This is a genomic window from Rhodanobacter ginsenosidimutans (assembly GCF_042655685.1).
GTDB classification, from domain to species: Bacteria; Pseudomonadota; Gammaproteobacteria; order Xanthomonadales; family Rhodanobacteraceae; genus Rhodanobacter; species Rhodanobacter ginsenosidimutans.
In genome coordinates, this window is sequence record NZ_JBHSMM010000001.1 from 864,342 (window position 1) to 883,897 (window position 19,556).

Here is a 19,556-nt window from a genome sequence, read left to right on the forward strand (position 1 = left end):
GGCATTTCGGCGTGTGTTGTTTCCAGCCTACGAAAGCGGCTTGCGACGACGCCACACGCTCGCCTGGCTGGCCGACTATCAGCGCGACCAGTGGCTGGTGCCGGAGCAGATCGCCGCGTTGCAGTGGCAGCGCCTGAAGCGATTGCTTGAGCATTGCCAACGCGAAGTGCCTTATTACCAGCGTCGCTGGCGCGAACTGGGCGTGGTGCCGGCGGATATACGCAACCTCGATGACTACGCGAAGCTGCCGTTGCTGACCAAGGCGGACATCCGCGCCAACTTCGACGAATTGCAGGCCGACTCCTGGCGCGGTCGCCTGCTGACCAAGGCCACCGGTGGTTCCACCGGCGAGCCGATGCGTTTCGGCTACACGCGCGAGAGCAACGACCGGCGCACGGCGGTGATGTGGCGTGGCTATGAGTGGGCTGGATCGCGCATGGGCCGGCGCACGCTGTTTCTGTGGGGCGGCGCGGTGGGCGAGCCGACCCGCACGCACCAGTTGAAGGATGCCATCTACAACCGGCTTTTCGCGCGGCATGTGCTGAACAGTTTCCACATGACCGAGGCCAACATGGCCGAGTACGCCGACGCCATCGATCGCTATTGCCCGGAAATCATCGTCGCGTATGTGGGCCCGCTGGTGCGGCTGGCGCAGTGGTTGATCGCCAACAAGCGTCGCATCTGGCGGCCGCAAGGCATCATCGGCGCGGCCGAGGCGCTGCATGAGTTCCAGCGCGAAATCATCGAGCAGGCGTTCGGCGCGCCGGCCTTCAATACCTATGGCTGCCGTGAATTCATGCTGATTGCCGCGGAGTGCGAAAAGCGCCACGGCCTGCATGTAAACGCCGATCACCTGGTGGTTGAGCTGCACAAACCGCAGCACGCACCGCCGGATACGCACACGGGTGAGGTGGTGATCACCGACCTGTTCAACTACGGCATGCCATTCCTGCGCTATGCCAACGGCGACATGGCCACGGCGGCCACCGAGGCGTGCAGCTGTGGTCGTGGTCTGCCGCTGCTGAGCCGGGTCGAAGGGCGCGTGCTGGACGCCATCCGCACCCCGTCGGGCCACGTGCTGCCTGGCGAATTTTTCCCGCACATGCTGAAGGACGTGCCGGGCGTGCAGCGTTTCCAGTTGGTGCAGCGCCGACTGGACCGGTTGGACCTGGCCATCGTGCGCGGGGCGGATTTCGATGAGGACTCGCTGGCCTACATCCGCCGTGAGGTCGCCAAGGTACTGGGTGACAGCGTCGCGCTGGATTGCCGCTTCGTCGAGGACATTCCACTGACGCCCAGCGGCAAGCTGCGTGTCACCGTGTCCGAGCTACCGTCGTGAACATCACCCACTTCGTGGAAAACCTGAATCGTGGCGGGCTGGAGCGCATGGTTCTGGAACTGGTCAAGATCCAGCACCGGCAGGGGCACCGCTGCCAGGTGGTGTGCCTGTACGAAGAGGGCACGCTGGCGCACGAACTGGCGGCGCTGGAGATTCCGGTGCATGCCTGCGGCAAGCGGCAGGGTGTGGATCTGCGCGCGCTGGCGCGTGCGCGGCGCCGCATAAGCGAACACGCCACCGACGTGTTGCATACCCACAACGCGGTCGCCCATTACCAAGCGGTACTGGCGACCTGCGGGCTCGGTTTGCGGCGGATCATCAATACCCGCCACGGCATGGGTGGCAACCGGCGGGCGGCGCGACGCGAGTGGTTCTACCGGCGCGCGCTGGTGCGCACGGATGCCGTCGTCACCGTGTGCGAGGCGGCGCGCGTCGACGCCATCCAGCGCGGCATCGTCCCGCGGGAAAAGGCCAGGGTGGTACCCAACGGTATTCCGCTGGCGTCCTTCCGCCAGGCATCGGAAGCCATGCGCCGGTCATTGCGCCAACTGCTCGGTGTCGCTTCCACCACTCGCGTGATCGGCACGGTGGGCCGGCTGAACTGGGCGAAGGATCAGGCCAGCATGATTCGCGCGTTCCGCCTGGTGCGGGAACAGCAGCCTGACACGATGCTGGTATTGATCGGGGACGGCGAGTTGCGCGACGCCCTGCAGCAAACCGCGCGCGACGAGGGAGTGACGGGCAGCGTGCATTTTCTCGGCGATCGCAATGATGTCCGTGAGCTGCTGCAGGGGCTCGACCTGTTCGTGTTGTCGTCGGTGAGCGAAGGCTATTCGATGGCCTTGCTGGAAGCCTGCGCGGTGGCGTTGCCGATCGTGGCCACCGATGTCGGCGGCAACGGCGAGATCATTCGTGATGGGGAAACAGGCAGGCTGGTACCGGCCGGCAACGCGGCGGCGCTGGCTGAGGGAATGCTGGAGCTACTGGCACAGCCGGCACGGGCTGACGCCGTGGCACAAGCGGCGCGAACGTGGGTGGAGGCGCATGGTTCGCTGGAGAACATGGCGGCGCGTTATGCCGATCTGTATCAGGCATCGGTGAGCTGAGCCATGCGATTGAAGATACTGATCCTCACCAACCTGTTTCCGACGCCGTGGGACCCGTTGCGCGGTGCGTTCAATCGCCAGCAATTCGAGCGGCTGGGCCAGCATCACGATATCGACGTGCTCACCGCGGTGGATTTCCGCGAGCGCCTGCGCGGCGCGCGTGGTGAGGTCAGCGTAGACGGTTTGCGCACGGATCACTTCACGTTCTTCTATCCGCCGCGCTTCGGTCGCTCGCTGCATGCCATGACCTGGTTGCTGTCGCTATGGCTGCAGCGTGGACGCCGTCTGCGCGCGGCCGGCTACGATTGCATCCTGGTCAGCTGGGCTTATCCCGATGCCGCCGCGACAGGCTGGCTGGCGCGGCGATTGCGCATTCCGTATGTCGTGAAGGTGCACGGCAGCGACCTCAACGTACAGGCCAGCTATCCGCTGCGCCGCCGGCAGATTCGTTCCGCCTTGCGCGGCGCGGGCGCGGTGGTGGCGGTGAGCCGCGCGTTGGCCGAAAAGGCGCTGGCGATCGGCGCGGCGCCCGATCGCGTGCACGTCGTCTACAACGGCGTCGACAGCGATCGTTTCTCACCCGGTTCGCGCGGCGAGGCCCGCGCGCGTTTGGGCCTTTCGTCGCAAGAGCCGCTGCTGCTCTACGTGGGCAACTTGAAGTCCAGCAAGGGCTGCCTGGATCTGCTGGAGGCGTTTCCCGCTTTGCTGGCCAAACAGCCCCAGGCGCGGCTGATCTATGTCGGTGCCGGCCCGTGCAGCCCTGCGCTGCTGGAACGCGCGGCGGCGCTGGGCTGTTCGGATCGCGTATCGCTGGCCGGTGCCGTGGCGCACGCGGCGTTGGGCGACTGGTTTCGCGCGGCCGACCTGCTGTGCCTGCCCAGCCACAACGAAGGCGTGCCGAACGTGATCCTGGAAGCGATGGCCTGCGGTATCCCCGTGGTGGCCACCCGCGTGGGCGGCATCCCCGAAGTGGTTCCCGAATACGCCGGGTTGCTGGTGCCGTCGCAGGAACCGGCCGCCTTGTCCGCGGCGCTGGTGGAAGCCGTTGCCTGCGAATGGGACAGTGGCCGGATCGCCGCGCACGCGAGCGGTTTTCGTTGGGACGATAATGTGGCTCGGCTGAGCGGCATTCTGCAGGCAGCCGCCCATCCCCCTTGCATCGATTCGGCCGCATGAACTTCAAACTGAAAAAACAACATCTGTTGAGCCTGCTGCCGGATACGCTGGTGCAGACGCATGGCCCTGGCCATGCGCGGTTTCTCAGCTTCGACGATGGCCCGCACCCCGAGCACACGCCGCGCCTGCTGGACCTGCTGGCCGCGCACGACATCCGGGCAAGTTTTTTCGTGGTGGGTGATCGGGCGGAGCGGTACCCCGCCGTGGTCGAGCGGATCGTGGCCGAGGGGCACCTGCTGGGCAATCACTCCTGGAGCCACAACCGCTTCGGACGGTTGCCCCTGCGCGAGCAGGTGGCGGAGCTGGAGCGGACGGATGCATTGCTGGCCGGTTTTGACCATCAACCGCGACACCGCGTGCGGCCGCCGCAAGGCGTCCTGCCCCTGCCGCTGTTCCTGCACCTCGCCCGTCGCGGCCGCAGCATTGCCTACTGGTCCTATGACAGCATGGATTATCGCGGCCAGTCGCCGATGGAACTTGCCGACCAGTTGCGGCGTCGGCCGCCGCAGGCCGGCGACATCGTATTGATGCACGATGACAGTGCATTGGCCGGTGACGCACTGGCCATGCTGTTGCCGCAATGGTGTGCCGAAGGCCACGCGTTCCAGGCCCTGCTTCCGGAAGCCTCATGAGAATTCTCTACCACCACCGAACCCGCGGCAGGCATGTCGAGGGCGTACATATCCGCGGCATCGTCAACGCGTTGCGCGAGCTGGGCCACCAGGTCACGGTGATGTCGTTTCCCGGCGCCGATCCCGAACATGAGCCTGCCCCGGCGGCGCAGGCGTCGGCCGGCAAGGGGCGCCTGGCCGGTGCCGTGGCGAAGTTGCCTGGCGTGCTGTTCGAGTTCATGGAACTGGCCTACAACGTGGTCACCCTGTTTCGCATGGCCGCCGCCATACGCCGCCTGCGACCGCAGTTGATCTACGAGCGCTATTCGCTGTTCCTGTGCGCCACGATCTGGCTGGCGCGGCGCCACGGTATTCCCGTGGTGCTCGAGATAAACGATTCGGCCCTGGTGGAACGCGTACGTCCATTGCGGCTGAAACGTCTTGCGCGGCGCATCGAAAGCTGGTGCCTGCGTCATTGCACCGGACTGGTTTTCATCTCCAGCTACTTCCGCGACCAGGCCGAGGCGGCCTATCAGCAAATCGCGCCATCAGTGGTCTCGCCCAATGCGGCGGACCTGGCGCGTTTCGACCCGAGCCGTTTCGACCGCGAGCAACTGCGCGAGCAGCGCGGCCTGGCCGGGCGGGTGGTGTGCGGCCATATTGGCGTGTTCGCGCGCTGGCATGGCGTCGATGGTTTTGTCGATGCCATCTCGCAGCGCCTGGACGAAGCGCCGCAGCTGGCATTGGTGCTGGTGGGCGATGGGCGTACCTTGCCGGCGGTGCGCGAGCTGGTGGCCAACCGTGGGTTGAGCGATCGCGTGCTGTTGCCCGGTCGTGTCGCGCATGACGAAATCGCCAGCTGGATTGCCTGCATGGATTACGCCGTGTTGCCCGACTCCAACCAGTACGGTTCGCCGATGAAACTGTTCGAACAGATGGCGATGGGCGTGGCCGTGGTGGCACCGGACTATGCGCCGGTTGCCGAGGTGATCGACGATGGCCGCACCGGCTGGCTGTTTCCGCGCCGCCAGACTGACGCCTGCGTGCAGCGCGTGCTCGATCTTGCCACCCAATCGGAGGAGCGTCGCCGCGTCGGTGCAGCGGCGCGCGACTATATCGCCCGCGAGCGCCAGTGGCGCAACAATGCCGAGCAGTTGCTGACGCTGGTGCCGGCGGAGGTAACACGCTGATGTGGACTGTCGTGCTGGCGCTTCTGGTGCTGCTGCTGATCGCGGCGGTGGCATTGCTGACCTGGGCGATCCGCGCCCGCAACATGCAGATATGGCTGGGCAGTTACCTGCGCAGGAAACGGCCACCACCGGTCGATGGGCCGGTCCACGTGATGTTCTGCTTCGTCGACCATTTCGAGCCGAACTGGGGACGGGTCGACATGGCCACGCAGCGTGCGCGGGTCGATCGCTGGTGCCGCGACTATCGTGCCCTGGCGGGCGCGCATCGTGATGCGGATGGCCGCCCGCCGCAACACAGCTTCTTCTATCCCGAAGAGGAATACGTCGAGGAGCATCTCGACAAGCTCGCGCAGCTTTGCGCCGACGGTTACGGCGAGATCGAGATCCACCTGCATCACGACAACGACACCGCCGAAAACTTCAACGCCACCATCGACCGCTTCAACAAGCTGCTGCACGAGCGCCATGGGGCGTTGCCCCGTGATCCGCGCACCGGCCAGTTGCGCTTCGGCTTCATCCACGGCAACTGGAGCCTGGACAACTCGCGCGCCGACGGTCGCTGGTGCGGCATCAACAATGAGTTGACCTTGCTGCGTGAGCTGGGCTGCTATGCCGATTTCACCTTGCCGTCGGCACCGAGCGACACGCAGACGCGGATGATCAATGCGATCTATTACGCCACCGACGATCCGCTGCGTCCGAAATCGCACAACACCGGCGAGTTGGTGCGGGTCGGTGGCAAGCCCAGCGGTGACCTGATGATCGTGCAGGGACCGCTGGGCCTGAACTGGCGTGAACGGCGCTTCGGCCTGATTCCGCGCATCGAGGCTTCGGACGTGCGCCGCGCCTGTCCGCCCACGCCGGCGCGGGTGGACGACTGGGTGCGCACCGGCATCCACGTCGAGGGTCGGCCGGAATGGATCTTCATCAAGGTGCACACGCATGGCACGCAGGAGCGCGACATGGATACCTTGCTGGGCGAGGCTGCGCACACCATGCATCGCCATCTGGAAACGGCCTACAACGACGGCAGCCGCCACGTGCTGCACTACGTGACCGCGCGCGAGATGTACAACATCATCAAGGCAGCGGAAGCCGGCAAGAGCGGCAACCCGAACGACTGGCGCGACTTCGAACTGCCGCCCCCGCCGCACGGTGCGCGATGAACCCCGTGCGCAGCGTGCTGATCTGTCATGCCGGCGACGACTTCGACCGCGAAGGCCTGGCCGCCTGGCTGGCGTCATTCACCGAGCTGGCGGGCATCGTGGTGCTGGATGAAACGGCGGCGCAAAAGCGGGCGCGCTTCCGACGCGAGTTGCGCCGGGTCGGCCCGTTGCGCTTTCTGGATGTGGTGGCGATGCGCTTCTACCAGCGCCTGGCGATCGCCGCGCGCGATCAAGCCTGGATGCGCCAGGTACTAGCCGACATGCGTCGTCGCTACGGGGCACCGCCCGTGGTGCCGCAGATCGTGGCTGCCAGCGTCAACGATCCCGAAGTGCTGGAGTTTCTGCGAGGCATCGCCCCCGATCTGATGCTGGCCCGTTGCAAGCAGTTGCTGAAGAAGAAATTGATCAACCTGCCTCGGCTGGGCTGTTTCGTGTTGCACCCCGGCATCTGTCCGGAATACCGCAATGCCCATGGCTGCTTCTGGGCCCTGGCGGAGCGCGACCTGACCCGGGTTGGCATGACCTTGCTGAAGGTCGATGCGGGTGTCGACACCGGCCCGGTCTACGGCCACTACAGCTATCCGTTCGATGAAAAGCACGAGTCGTACAACGTGATCCAGTATCGCGTGGTGTCGGAAAACCTCGACGCTCTGACCGACCGCTTCGGCGAGATCGCCGCCGGTACGGCGCAACCGATCGATACGCATGGCAGAGCCAGCGCCAACTGGGGACAGCCATGGTTGTCCCGTTACCTGGGCTGGCGCCGCGCTGTGGCGAAGGCGGCCGCACGATGAAGATACCGGCGCTGATGTACCACGACGTGGTGGAGCGGGGACAGGCCGATGCCAGCGGTTTTCCGGGCGGCGCAGCGGCCCACTACAAACTGGATGTGGCTGAGTTCGATACCCACTTGGAGGCGCTGGCTGCGAGCGGTTCACGCTTTGCGGCAGTAACCGATACGTTTGTTGCGGCAGCGGGCAACGGTCTGCTCACGTTCGATGATGGTGGCGCGAGCGCCGTCGCCGTGGCGGCAGCATTGACCCGGCGGGGCATGATTGGCCACTTCCTGATCACCACGGCACGGATCGGCCAGCAGGGATTTGTCAGCGCAGCGGATGTCGTGGCGCTGCATTCCGCCGGCCATGTGGTGGGAAGTCATTCGCATACGCATCCGGCGGAAATCTCGCGTCTTTCGATGGCCGAGCTCGAACGGGAGTGGCAGCAGAGCGTCGACATTCTCTCCGCCTTATTGGGCGCGCCAGTGACCGTGGCCTCGGTACCCGGCGGATTTTATTCGCGACAGGTGGCACAAGCGGCGGCGGCCGCCGGTATCCGTTATCTGCTGACCTCGGAGCCAACGGTACGCACCCAGGTCGTGGATGGTTGTCTGATCCTTGGCCGCTATACGCTTTGGCGTGGCATGCCTGCACAGCGAGCGCTGGACTTGGCGCTGGGCAGCGGCGTGGCGCGTCAACACCAGTGGTTGGCGTGGAACTTGAAGAAACTCCTCAAGCGCTGGGCGCGGCCGCTTTATCGCTGGGTGCGGCGCACGTTGCTGGAGAGGTCGCGGCCGTCTGCAGGAAACTGAAACGCGCGACTATCCGTCGTCTTCAATGTCGGTAATGTGTAGCTGGCCTTCAAGGTCGCCGGCAACGTCTGGATTGAGCCAGCGTACGTACAGTGGCTGTCGTCCCCGTTCAACAAATCCCTCTGTGGTCCAGCTTCTCTGGGCCTGCTCAGAGCCGGTGAATCGCAGCTCCAGCGCATGGAACCCTGCGTCGCGCACGGCGGAACACAGCGTTCGTATAGCGATGGGGTCGATGGCATTCACGCCGTTGTTGGACCAGAAGTCGTTGACGGTGAGAATGCTTGCGTCGCGCGGGTTGGTATCGCATGCGAACCATGCTGAAAGCGTCGCTCCAGGAGCGCTGCCGAGCAGCAGGTAGCGACGTTTCGTGGACGGCAGGCGGTCGAAACGCCAACGCAGCGTTTCGGTGTCGCGGATGGTGGTCCAGCCGTCTCCGTGGTCTGTGTTTTCCCAAAGCTCTCCCATGCGCGGGTCGACAGTGTCAGCCCATTCGGCGGAGGGCGCGGCAGACTTCCCGGCGTGGCGGGCGAGATCGCGGATGCGGCAGATCAGGTCGAGCAGTCGACCGGCGGGGATGGCGAGTAAACGTGGCAAGAAGCGCGCGGCGTAGTTTTCGTGCCGCAGTATTTTTACGCGTCGTATCAGGTATCCGCCGATCTTGATACCACCAAGCTTGTAAATCGCTGCGCCCTTGGGCCTAGGCAGCCCGTACACCACGTCAAAGTGGCCATGCGCGGCTTCCACGCAGGAGCGCAACAACAACAGGGCTGGCTTGACCGAGCGGTGCGCCTGCGTCACGCAGAGATGAGCCCCTACGCCGGCGCGTATCTCACGCCCTTTCCAAAGGATGCGCCGTGGTCCGACGCCGGCAGTACCAACCACCACCCGTGTTGGCTCATAACGCAGTAACTTCAATATCGGTTGTCCCATGGGGCAGTCGACATAGAACGCCTTGTACATTTCCGGGAATCGCCCCGTCCAGCCCAGATTCCCCTCCCAGACATCGACCGCCAACGCACTGTCCTGATCAATGTTGGCATCGATTTGGGTATAGGTCGCGGGGGCGGCGCCGGCGGATCGGCGATCGTCATCGCTGGTCGACTGGCTCATGCGAACCTCTGCAAAGTGGCGGTTGTTTTGCCGCGCGTTGATCTGTGAAAAAGCTCAATCGGCGTCTGGCTCGGACTGCTGCATGAACCATTGCACCACGCCAACGCCGCGGTTGTTCCAGTTGAAACGTCGCGGCGTGGCACGTCCGTCGGCACAGTCGAGGTCATACGAACTGGACAGCAGTTTCAGCCGCCGATCGAGCGCCTTCTGCTGCACGGGGTCAGTCTCGAAATAGCGGGCGGCCGCCACCGGCAAGGTCATTTCCACGTTGTGCGAGTCGCTGTACCAGCCTTCGGAACTCTGCACGGCAACCAACTGTTGCGTCGTGGCGTGGGCAGACGACCAGTACCAGCTGATCTGGCCATTCGGCCCGCTGCACGGGTTACGCCAGTCGACGCCGGCTTCCTTCATCACTTTCGGGTCAATCCAGCCATGGCGCTCCATGTAGCGTCCGAAGGCAGTGATCATGACCGGAATGCGCTTGTCGCCGGTGGCGAGCCAGGCGTGCCACAGGCCGTCGATGATGTTCTCGGTCATCCATGGCGATGAGCCCCGGATGTCGGTGGCCGGGTTGTGGTCGTTGCCTTCATGCACCTGCCAGCTGTTGCGCCAGGAGCCGTCAACGCCGAGGCCATCGGGATTGTGTTGCTGGTGCTGGTAGAGCCAGCCCAGGCGATTCTTGATGCCGTCCAGATAGCGTTTCTCACCGGTGATTTCGTACGCACTGACCGCGGCGATCAGGCCGAGCCCGGTCTGGCGTTCGGTAAACAACTGATCCGGCTTGAGGTAGGGGCCGACGGGGATGCTCCAGCCGCCGGTATCCCATGCACCCATCATGCGCTGGATCAGGTCTGCGTCGTGCTCGCTGTCGTCGCCCGTGAGCCCGAGCGCAAGCAGGATCGGTTCGATATAGACGTACTTGGGGTCGCAGACATTGACCTCGCCCAGGCTCCAGCCGCCACCGCACAGCGGCCAGCCGGGCGCGCCGTGACGTCGGATGTGGTCCATGTAGAAGCGATAGCTTTGCGTGGCCGCGGCCAGATAATCCACGCGGCCGGTGCGGACGTATTGCTGGAACAACGTGGTGGGGCGGTCGAACAGCCATGCGGCACCGTTCTCGCGGGGCAGCGCCTCGGCCCAGCGGAACTGGGTGGCGAAATAGCGATCGTAGGCGGATTTGGGTACGGCGGGGCGCTGTGGTCCGGCGATCAGCGAGGCTGACATCCACTCGGGGCTCAAGGTGGCAAGCACGGCAGGTACCAGCACGCCATCGGCATCCTTGATCAGACCGTCGGTGTACGCCCAACCGTCAATGGTCTTGCCATCTGGATCGCCTACGGCGAAGCGGAGCGTGCGGGTGTTGCCATCCAGCGTGGTCCGGAACTGCACCTTTACGGCGCGGATGCCGCCGCCGCCAACGTACCAGTGCAGCGTCGCTTCGACGTGAGTCGGAATGGTCTGGCCTTGTTCATCGAGGATGAGTACGCGCCTGGCGTCGCGCAGCATGTGCGGCGGAAACGGGATGCCCAGGGTGACCGCGACGGTGTTGCCCTCGGCACCGTGGCGATGCAACGTGATCGTCTGCCAGCGCGAATCCGCTTCGGCGATGGCGCTTACGGCCACTTGCCCCAGTTGCACCACGCTGCGATCGGCCGTGCTGGATGCCGTGGCTGGCACACTGCTGCTAGAAGCCGTAACCGGGGCGGCATGGAGGCAACTGACGAACATCCACGCGACAAGAGCAAGTGTGGCTGGCATCCAGCGGGTCGAACCGTACGACGGAGTGCAGAACATGAGGATCCAACCGGTCTGGAGAAGTGGTTTGTTGTCACGACGGCATCCCTGCCGCCGTCAGAACGTTGCTCGGGCCGCGCTACGCGCGCCGCGGGTCACGCATCGCTGGCCGCGGTGATTTGCGGAAGGTTGAGAAGAAGCCAGCGTTCGATGCTATCGACCAACTGCCGCCGGTCACCTTCAAGAATGTAGGTGTGGTCGGCCGCCTTGAAATATTCGAGGGTGGTTCCCGGATGGCTAGCCACGGCACCGTAGCATTCCCGGAATTGGCGGCGATGGTTGAAATACTCGCTGGTGCCGCCGCTGTAGACAAAGCACAGTTTGAGCCCGCGCTGCAGCATGTCGGCGAGCTCCGCTCGCACCTGTGCCAGCGGTGGTACGACCACGCCGAAATCCGGTGCGGCAATCCGCCCGGAGGGGCGCAGCCGGCGGTGCACGAAGCGCCAGATACGGACGGGGTTCGCCAGCTTGGGCAGGTAGTGCCGCAACAGAAAGCCCGGCGTGCGGTAGGCAAAGCCATCGAGGAAGATGGCACCGGCAACGCGCGGGTCGCTGCATGCCACCAGATGGGCGTTCTCCGCACCTGAGCACAACCCGATCAGCACGAACCGGGTGCAGCCTGCCTGTTTGCCCAGGAGGTCCATGGCCTCGGCCACATCGGCGCGGACCTGTTGTGCACGGGGCAAGGATTCGTCGCTGGCGGCACTGTCGCCAAGCGTGGAAAGGTCGAAGCGCAACGTGGGGTAGCCGCAAGCGTTCAGTCGGCGCGCAATGGCGACATGCAACCGGAAGGGACCGATGCGATGCACCAGGCCCGCATTGAGCATGATGATGCCAGTTTGCGCCGATGCCGCCGACGGCAGTCCGGCAATGCCGACCAGATGTCCCGCGCGTCCGAAACGGAAAGCCTGCTCGGTCATGTCGCCTCCCGCAAAAGCCCGCTGGCGGATTGAACGAGTTCATGCGAGATGATCGCGATCTCCAGCCGATCCAGTTCCTCCCAGGGTGTGGATGAGGACAGGGTCGTGACGGTCGCGCCGTTGGCGATGAATCTTTGCCGATCCGCCGACGTCGTTACCGGAAGCGCGGATTCGATCAGGCGCACTTGTGTGGAAGGCGGTTCCAACTGAAGTTCCGCAAGTTGCTGGCGCAGCCGTGCATCGATCGTGAAACCCTGCCATTGCCCGGCGGCCGCCTCTGCCGTCCTGGCCTGGCTGAAGCGTCGGGTGTCGATGCGCAAGCTGTCCTGCAGCGCATCGAGCCGGGCCACGTAGTCAGCGCCGTTCAGTACCGGGTCCCAGGCGATGACCCGATCGGGCTTCACGTTTGCGGCGGCGGCAAGGGCGACGCTTCCGCCGAGGCGCGCGCCAAAGAGCGCGATGCGGTCGCAGCCACTGAGTTGCCGCAGTTCGGCGGCGGCAGCGGTGGTGTCCGCCAGGCAGCGATCCCAGCGGATGTCCGTGCTGTCGCCGGCCGAATCCCCGCTGCCATGGAAATCAAAACGCAGCGCCGGCATGCCCGCGGCGGCCAGCGCATTGGCCAGTTGGCGATAAAGCCGGTGGCTGCGGATGTGATCCTGGCCCAGCGGTGGACACAGCAGGACAGCCTGCGTGGCAGGCGCAACGGGCGGATGATAGATGCCGAACAAGCCCTGGTCCGCCCCGAAAAAGAGGGGGCGCTCGGCATCGAGCCGCGCAATCATCGTTTGAAAACAATTCCGACGTAGGCCAGGGTTTCGTGGAAACCCTGATCAGGCACGTTGCTCGTGCGCCGTTGCTGCGTAAGCGCGGCGCGCCAGCTCCAGTGCTGGGTCCATTGGTCTGCCAATTCCAGTCCGTAGGTGACGGTTTTGTCGCGTCGGGAAAGGGTGTGGTATTTCAGTTGCTCACCATTGGCAAAGGCCGAAAGCGTCATGGTCGGGCGCAGTCGGTAGTCGATGGCGATATTGCCGCCGCGCCCGGTCTGGTCATAGGTGGGGTCATTGCCGTAACCGAGCTTGCGGTAGCTCGGGCTGATCGAGAACGTCACACGCTCCGTGCGCAACGCGTAGGTCAGCTGCAGGCTGCGTTCCAGATAGACCTCGGAACTGACCACGGCGTCGCCGGTACTGATGCCCGTGGTGTTGGCGAGCGGCGACTGACCCGGCATCAGCATCATGTCCTGCGCGGCATCGGAGTACTGCCGGATGACGTTGGCCGAGAAGGTGCTGCTTTCGGTGGGGCGCCAGCTCAGCGTGGCACGTGCCAACGGACTCGACTGTGTGCGCGTGCCGGCGCGATCGTAATTGATCTGTGATTCACCCAGCGCCGCGTCGATGTCGAAAAAAGTCAGTTGACTGACGTAACGGACGTACAGCTCGTTGCGGTCGTAGTTCGAATCGGTGTTGTTGTAGAAATCGACCTGTTGCACGGTAGCGTTGAGTGACAGTTGACTGGTCGGCCCCAGAATCTTGGCGAAGCGCAACGCGCCCTGGTTGCGGTGGGAATTGAACGCCCGGGTTTTTTCCGCATAGCTGTCGATATAGCGCAACTCGGCCTGGCCGCGTACGGTGCTGCCCAGCCGGAAATGGTAGATGGGGCCCACGGCAAACACGTTGGTTTGCTGCTGGTTGCCCGGTGCATCGCTGGCCAGCGTGTCCAGCGGCTGGATGCCGGCGTAGTCCTGCACTGCGAGATCCAGCCGGTCAGGCAGGACGCTCCAGTTGAGCTGGCTGGCCAATTCGACCTGGGTCTGGTCCCTGAACCGGTTGCCGAGATAATCCCGGTATTCAACGTCGCCGATGACGTTGGCCTGCAGATCCTCGCCCTGTTGGTTATAGGTGAAATTGACGCCGGGGATCAGCATGGTCTGGCTGATCGGGTCATGCGCCGTCAGGTTGACGTTGTCGCTGTGCGCGACGCCACCATACAGGCTGTAATCGAGCTGGCCGGCGATGGTTGCGCCCGGGGCGAGGGCAAAGGTCAGCGCAATGGCGCTGGCCAGCTTGCTGGGTGTCGACATGTTCATCCCTCCCTGTGGACGAGCGTGCGATGACGGTCGATGGCGGTATTGCGGCGTATTTTTTTTAAGTTGAAACTGATTTGCCGATGACTTCACGGTTCGCGCCGAGCGCGCGATTACGGATGACCGCGCGCCAACCTCGACCCTTGCGTCGCCCGCTCAGGGCGCGTGATTGAATACGACGCCGGCCAGCTTCTCCGGGTCGAAATGCGCGACGGCCTGGTTGATCGCCTTGGGCGTGTCGCGGCCATAGCCGGCAACGACAACCACGAAATCAGCCAATTCGGACAGGATGCGCGCATCCGGCGAGCCCTTGATCGTAGGGCCGTCGAGAAAGATGTAGCGGTCGGGATAGCGGCAGCGCAGCGAATCGATGACCGCGCGCATCCGGAACGATGAAAAATATTCGCCGCTGTTCTCGCGGGCTTGTCCCGCGGGGATCAGCCGCACCCGCGGAATGCCGGTGTGGTAGATCATGGGCTTGATGCCCGGCGACGGGTGTTCGAGGAAGTCGATCAATCCGCCCTGGTTGGCATCCACGCCCAGCGCCTTGTGCTGTTCCGGGTAGCGCAGGTTGCAGTCGATCAGCAAGCTGGTCTTGCTTTCATCGAAGGCGAAAGCGGCGGCGAGGTTGCGCGCCACGAAGCTGCTGCCGGATCGCGGGCTTACCGATACGAGCAGTGTCACGAAATTCTGTGTACCCGCCAGCTCCAGCAAACGTGTGCGGATCTCGCGAAACGCGTCCGATTGTTTGCGCACCGATGGATCGCGGTGGATGAGCCGCCGCTGGCCCAACTGTTGTGGTGCAAGCTGACCCGGCTCGGCCATCAGCGCGATCGAGTTGCTGGGCGAACCTTGGTTTGGGAGCGCGCCAGCGGGTACGACAACGGTGGCGTCGCTTTCGGCGCCTGCCCCGTTTCCGGGCGGTGCAGCTCCGCGGTTCTTCGCGTTCATGCCATCCCCCGCAGTTTGAGCCAGAAAAGAATCGCGTAGGCGGCAAAGACGCCAGCCACGGTCAATGCGACAGCCATGTTTTGCAACCGCCCCTTTCGCTGGTCCTGCGGCGTGGAATAGAACGGAACGGTCGCCAGCGTGGTCAGGCCGGTCAGTCGCTCAAGCTGTTCCGCCGAACGAACCCGTGGATCGAACCGGGCAATGGTGAAAAGCAAGCCGCATGGAGCGGCCAGCGCCAGGAGCATGCCAGCCAGACCGAAATGCATGAAGCGCAGGCCCGAAGGTGTCAGCGGCATCACGGCCGGATTCTGCACGACGAAAGTAAGGCCGCGCTGGCCGGCGTCGAGGTTCATCGAAACCCGTGCGTTCTCGCGCCGCTTCAACAGGTCCTGGTAGACATCCCGGTTGACGTCGTAGTCGCGGGTAAGCTCGGAGGTGGCGTTCTCGGAGCCGGCAATGCGTTTGCTACGCTCCAGTTCGGCCTGCAGCATGGTCTGGCTTGCAGCCATGCGGGCGTTGGTGGCGGCGATGTCGCCGCGCAACGCCGACAGTTGGCTTTTCAATTGCTGATAAAGCGGGTTAAATTTCGCGTTGTTGTCGATAGTGGTGGGCGTACCGGCAAGGCGCGCGCTCTGTTTGCGCTGTTCGGATTGCGCCAGCTGCTGACGCAGATCCTGCATCTGGTGGCGAACGCGCACCACGTCGGGATATTCGCTCGTGTAGGTCATCAACAGCTTGTCGAGCTGGGTCTGCAGGTCTGCCAGTTGGGCGTGATAGACGCCTTCGACGGTCTGTACGGAGCTGATCTCCGATTCACCTGAAAGCTGGGCCACCAGGGACGCCTCCTGCGACCGCTTCTCCATCAGGTCCATGTGCGCATTTTCGACCTGCGTGCGCAGCTGGCTGATTCGCGAGGCGGTATCGGCTTCGCTGCCGGGCCTGGCATCGACGTTGGCCTCCCTGTATTCCTTGAGCTTGTTTTCGGCCGTGGTCAGCTTCTCCCGGTAGGTCTCGACCTGGCCATTGATGAATTCGTAGGCATCGCGGCTTTCGCGCTGCTTGGATGCCAGGCTTTCGCTGATGAAAAGCTGGCCGAACTGGCGCGTGACGATGTAGGCGCGCTTGGGGTCGACGTCGTGGTAGCTGATGGTGATCAGGTTGTCACGACCGAACCGGATGGTCGTGCGGCCCTTGATGCCGTCGATGATGCGGTCCTGCTCGATCGCACTGGGATGCGTTGCCATCCAGCCGCCAGCGACGAGGATCTCATCCATCACCTTGGCACTGAAGATCACGGCGCGCGCAATGCCGGCACGGTTTGCCGTGCCGGTGGGTGTGGCGGCTCCCTCCATCAGCGGCGTGATGATGCTGCTTTCCTGCGCCAGGATGGTGACGGAAGCGTCGTATTTCTTTGGCCACAGCACCCCGACGATCAGGGCGGCCAGCGCAATGACGGCAAACAGCACGCCAAGGCTGACGCGATGACGCCGTGCCTCGCTCAGCAATACAGGCACCAGGGCCTGCAACGAGGTGGGTTGTTCATTCATGTTGATCCCCTGCATCCCCGGTCCGGCTCAGAACGAGCGCTGTGGCACGGTGATGACGTCGCCCGGTTGCACCGGGTAGTTCGTGTCCAACGCGCCTTTTTGCAGGATGTCACCAAGGTGGACAGCGTAGGCCTTGGTGGTGGCATTGTCGCTTTTGCGATACAGCTCGGTCCGGTCCGGCGCGGCGAACTCGGTGGTGCCACCGGCCGCCAGCACGGCATCCAGCACGGTCATGCCCTGGCGATAAGGTACCGATACCGGCGTACGCACGGCGCCCGTCACGCGCACGCGCGAGAGGTATTCATGGCTGCGGAGCTGGGTGAGGATGACCGCCACCTGCGGATCACGCACGTAGGATTGCAGCTTCTCCTTGATGACCGCGGCGACTTCCTCGGGCGTATGGCCGCCGGCCTCGACGTCACCGATCAGCGGCACTGTGATCCTGCCATCCGGACGCACCGGCACGCTGACGCTGAGGTCCGGGTTGTGCCACACGGAAATCTGCAATTGGTCGTCCACACCAATGTGGTACGAGCTCACCGCGTGGGCCTCGGGGTTGAGCACCGGAGCCTGGTTCGCCCCCCGCGTGGAGGCACATCCGGCAAGCAGCAGGACGAGAGACAACGTGAGGAGACTGCAGAGACTCTTCATGACGGCCATATTGGTGGGTTTGAGAACGGGAAAGGTAACATAAGCAAGTGAATTGCGTCACACTTTGAACGATCTATGCCTTCTGTTTGGGAAAGGTTTACATCGCTCCCCCCAGCCGCATCGCGTTGAACCACCATACGCGGTCCGGCCGTGCGCTGGCCGCTTCCGGCGCAGGCGCCGTGATGTGGCGACAGCGGCACCATTTTCGGCGAACATGTAGGGATGTCTGCCGTTTCCTTGCCCCAACCGTCGCCTCTCCACGCCGCCGACTGGCGCGTCTGCATCGCCCCGATGATGGACTGGACCGACTAAAGCTAGTAACCCTTATCTGATAAGGTTTACATCCCGGTGTATCCCTGTTGCGTAGCACAGGTGTTGCACCATCGGGGCGTGGCGAGAGGTAAGCGAGTTCGCGGGACGACTGCCCGATAGCCGACCTCGGGGGCAAGTCATGTCATGCTTCACAAGAAACCGCTGTCCAAGGGATGCGGCATTCAGGGAGATCTCATGACATTGCAGGTCCTACCGTCGAGCGCATGGCGGGAGTTTCGTGGGTTTCCAGGTCTCAGGGGCCTGAACCAGACCAGCCACTTCGCTCTCGTTGAGGGCTCTGGCGGCAAGCTCCACAAGTGCTTCCTAAAGCTGATAGACCCTTCAACGCCAGGGCTATTGTGCGAAGCGCTCGGCTGGGCGGTTGCGCAAGGGGCGAGCGTTCCCACCGCGGAATTCGCCTGCATCGTTTTTGTGCCCGTTGATGAGCTCAAGAAACACGTAGCGCTGCCTTCATGGCTTACGGGCCTCTCTGAGGCACCTGCCTGGTGTACCGAGGTGATTACCGGAGACTCGGTTGCACAAGTTCATAAATGGCTCTACGCCATACGCCGTAAAAGGTGCCTGAATAGCATCGATACTCATGCGATTGCGGCATTTGATGTCTGGTCGGATAACGCAGATCGGCATATGGGCAATGTCATGCGGAGTTCGAGCGGAGGGTACGTGGCGATCGACCACGAAACTCTGCTACACGAAATGCTCTGGATCCCTTCAGGAAGGCGCTACACCGTCCAGCGGTTAGTGGACGCAGGAAAGACGTTTTTAGGAAAAAGCGCTTTCAAGACCTTCTTCAGCAACATGCACGATGCCGCAGGCACTCACAATGGTGCAATGAAATCCGTTGAAAAAGACATCCGAGATATCGTGGCAACAGTTGTAGACCCAGTGCATGCTCTACCTCTGGCTAACGCAATCGTTAGTTACTTGGGAGCTAGATCCGCTCCTTCATGGTTCCCTGCGAATGTAGGGGTAACAGCATGAACTCCACGTTCCAGTTTAAGGGTACATCAATTTCAGCGCTGTCCACGAAGGCCTTGGCTCGCCAAAAACCGGCGTTTGCAGGCACATGGCGAACCATCGAGCTTCAACCCGACGTATTTGTTCCTCAAACATTCACCGTTGGTGTCGTCGTTGTCGGTAATAGCGGCGAAACCGCCGTTAAAGTTCTAGAAGACAGTAGTAAGTTTGACTGTATCTATAAATCAAAGTTTGATGAGCAGACCCGGGTCGGCATGTTAGAAATGGCGCGAGAGGTTCTGACTGAGGCCGCTAAGAATAAATTGAATATGTCAGCAATAGATTTATTGACGGCAAATCTAAAGCTTGGCGAGCCGCGATTTACTTCGGGCGATTCGATCCACCAAGTTGCCTCGCGGATTTTTGCAGACGTGGTGGTGCTCGCTCCGGACGTTAGAATTCCGCGCCAAGAAGGACTGACCACGCGGGCTGCACGTAAAATAGTTAACGATCAGCTTAGAATTATTGCTAATTCAGACTACGACAAGATTGTGGTCCCAGAGGGGTCCCCCATTGTTTTGAGGGACAAAGGAAAAGCTCATAAGCTGGACATAAATTTGCGGCCAACGAAAGCTTGCGGCGCAGTCGTATCCACGGTATTCCACAGCGAACAATCGGTCGAGCTCAACATACTTCGACCGAGTAGTGATATCGCAGCCTATACAAGTGAGATGAAGCTTGGCACGCCTGCAATTTTTTTGCTTCTGCCAGATCAAAACCAGCTTGACGCTAAGGCTCGTAAAAGGGTGCAGGACGTAGTGGAAGCTCAAGAATGGAAGCTAGAAAGGGAGGGCTTTCAAGTGGTGTCGCACGCTTCCGAATCGCTTCTTGCACGAGATATCTATGATTGGGCGAAACAGGCTTTTTGAATCTTTAAGTACATAGAGAGTGCTAGGCCTCGTCGCGGTGATTCTGTCAGTCGCTTGCATTCGAGGTGCGCATATCCGGGAAGCCACAGGCTCATGATTGAGACT

18 protein-coding genes are annotated in these 19,556 nt (G+C 62.9%); 10 read left to right on the top strand and 8 right to left on the bottom strand.

The window, feature by feature from the left end; genetic code table 11:
* Positions 1-40 precede the first annotated feature (40 nt).
* The 8 genes from ACFPK0_RS03585 to ACFPK0_RS03620 are packed head-to-tail and all read left to right on the top strand — an operon-like array spanning position 41 to position 8,176.
* On the top strand, positions 41-1,339 hold the full coding sequence (locus ACFPK0_RS03585) for a phenylacetate--CoA ligase family protein (protein WP_377338407.1): 1,299 nt from the start codon (positions 41-43) through the stop codon (positions 1,337-1,339).
* Positions 1,336-2,445, top strand: a complete 1,110-nt coding sequence (locus ACFPK0_RS03590; RefSeq protein WP_377338409.1) for a glycosyltransferase — start codon at positions 1,336-1,338, stop codon at positions 2,443-2,445. Before ACFPK0_RS03585 ends, ACFPK0_RS03590 begins: the two co-directional genes overlap by 4 nt.
* Before the next feature lie 3 nt (positions 2,446-2,448).
* Positions 2,449-3,621: a glycosyltransferase family 4 protein gene (locus ACFPK0_RS03595; RefSeq protein WP_377338420.1), complete on the top strand. Its 1,173-nt coding sequence runs from the start codon at positions 2,449-2,451 to the stop codon at positions 3,619-3,621.
* Complete coding sequence (locus ACFPK0_RS03600; RefSeq protein WP_056081835.1) at positions 3,618-4,253, top strand: polysaccharide deacetylase family protein; 636 nt, start codon at positions 3,618-3,620, stop codon at positions 4,251-4,253. The genes ACFPK0_RS03595 and ACFPK0_RS03600 overlap by 4 nt, the downstream gene beginning before the upstream one ends.
* Positions 4,250-5,422 carry a glycosyltransferase family 4 protein gene (locus ACFPK0_RS03605; RefSeq protein WP_377338422.1) on the top strand — a complete coding sequence of 391 codons (1,173 nt, stop codon included), beginning with the start codon at positions 4,250-4,252 and terminating at the stop codon, positions 5,420-5,422. The genes ACFPK0_RS03600 and ACFPK0_RS03605 overlap by 4 nt, the downstream gene beginning before the upstream one ends.
* The gene (locus tag ACFPK0_RS03610; RefSeq protein ID WP_377338424.1) at positions 5,422-6,588 is read left to right on the top strand and encodes a hypothetical protein; all 1,167 of its coding nucleotides are present in this window, start codon (positions 5,422-5,424) and stop codon (positions 6,586-6,588) included. Before ACFPK0_RS03605 ends, ACFPK0_RS03610 begins: the two co-directional genes overlap by 1 nt.
* A complete protein-coding gene (locus tag ACFPK0_RS03615; RefSeq protein WP_377338426.1) occupies positions 6,585-7,382 on the top strand; it encodes a formyltransferase family protein in 798 nt (265 codons plus the stop codon). Before ACFPK0_RS03610 ends, ACFPK0_RS03615 begins: the two co-directional genes overlap by 4 nt.
* A complete protein-coding gene (locus ACFPK0_RS03620) occupies positions 7,379-8,176 on the top strand; it encodes a polysaccharide deacetylase family protein (RefSeq protein ID WP_056081827.1) in 798 nt (265 codons plus the stop codon). The genes ACFPK0_RS03615 and ACFPK0_RS03620 overlap by 4 nt, the downstream gene beginning before the upstream one ends.
* 9 nt (positions 8,177-8,185) lie before the next feature.
* On the opposite strand, the gene ACFPK0_RS03625 is transcribed toward ACFPK0_RS03620, so the two are convergent.
* From ACFPK0_RS03625 to ACFPK0_RS03660, 8 genes are all read right to left on the bottom strand, one after another.
* Positions 8,186-9,286: a hypothetical protein gene (locus tag ACFPK0_RS03625; protein ID WP_056081824.1), complete on the bottom strand. Its 1,101-nt coding sequence runs from the start codon at positions 9,284-9,286 to the stop codon at positions 8,186-8,188.
* Between the two features lie 54 nt (positions 9,287-9,340).
* Positions 9,341-10,963: an AGE family epimerase/isomerase gene (locus ACFPK0_RS03630; protein WP_377338429.1), complete on the bottom strand. Its 1,623-nt coding sequence runs from the start codon at positions 10,961-10,963 to the stop codon at positions 9,341-9,343.
* Between the two features lie 212 nt (positions 10,964-11,175).
* The gene (locus ACFPK0_RS03635) at positions 11,176-12,000 is read right to left on the bottom strand and encodes an alpha/beta fold hydrolase (RefSeq protein ID WP_377338431.1); all 825 of its coding nucleotides are present in this window, start codon (positions 11,998-12,000) and stop codon (positions 11,176-11,178) included.
* Positions 11,997-12,782: an alpha/beta fold hydrolase gene (locus ACFPK0_RS03640; protein ID WP_377338433.1), complete on the bottom strand. Its 786-nt coding sequence runs from the start codon at positions 12,780-12,782 to the stop codon at positions 11,997-11,999. Before ACFPK0_RS03640 ends, ACFPK0_RS03635 begins: the two co-directional genes overlap by 4 nt.
* Positions 12,779-14,080: a hypothetical protein gene (locus tag ACFPK0_RS03645; protein ID WP_377338435.1), complete on the bottom strand. Its 1,302-nt coding sequence runs from the start codon at positions 14,078-14,080 to the stop codon at positions 12,779-12,781. Before ACFPK0_RS03645 ends, ACFPK0_RS03640 begins: the two co-directional genes overlap by 4 nt.
* A 159-nt stretch (positions 14,081-14,239) precedes the next feature.
* Complete coding sequence (locus ACFPK0_RS03650; RefSeq protein ID WP_377338437.1) at positions 14,240-14,908, bottom strand: P-loop NTPase family protein; 669 nt, start codon at positions 14,906-14,908, stop codon at positions 14,240-14,242.
* A gap of 122 nt (positions 14,909-15,030) precedes the next feature.
* Positions 15,031-16,596, bottom strand: a complete 1,566-nt coding sequence (locus ACFPK0_RS03655; protein WP_056081807.1) for an XrtA system polysaccharide chain length determinant — start codon at positions 16,594-16,596, stop codon at positions 15,031-15,033.
* A 12-nt stretch (positions 16,597-16,608) separates the two neighbouring features.
* Complete coding sequence (locus ACFPK0_RS03660) at positions 16,609-17,145, bottom strand: XrtA/PEP-CTERM system exopolysaccharide export protein (RefSeq protein WP_377338439.1); 537 nt, start codon at positions 17,143-17,145, stop codon at positions 16,609-16,611.
* A gap of 594 nt (positions 17,146-17,739) precedes the next feature.
* Between ACFPK0_RS03660 and ACFPK0_RS03665 the strand changes: the two genes are divergently transcribed.
* Positions 17,740-18,546, top strand: a complete 807-nt coding sequence (locus ACFPK0_RS03665; protein WP_377338441.1) for a hypothetical protein — start codon at positions 17,740-17,742, stop codon at positions 18,544-18,546.
* Positions 18,543-19,451 carry a hypothetical protein gene (locus ACFPK0_RS03670; RefSeq protein WP_377338443.1) on the top strand — a complete coding sequence of 303 codons (909 nt, stop codon included), beginning with the start codon at positions 18,543-18,545 and terminating at the stop codon, positions 19,449-19,451. The genes ACFPK0_RS03665 and ACFPK0_RS03670 overlap by 4 nt, the downstream gene beginning before the upstream one ends.
* The last annotated feature ends 105 nt before the right edge of the window (positions 19,452-19,556 follow it).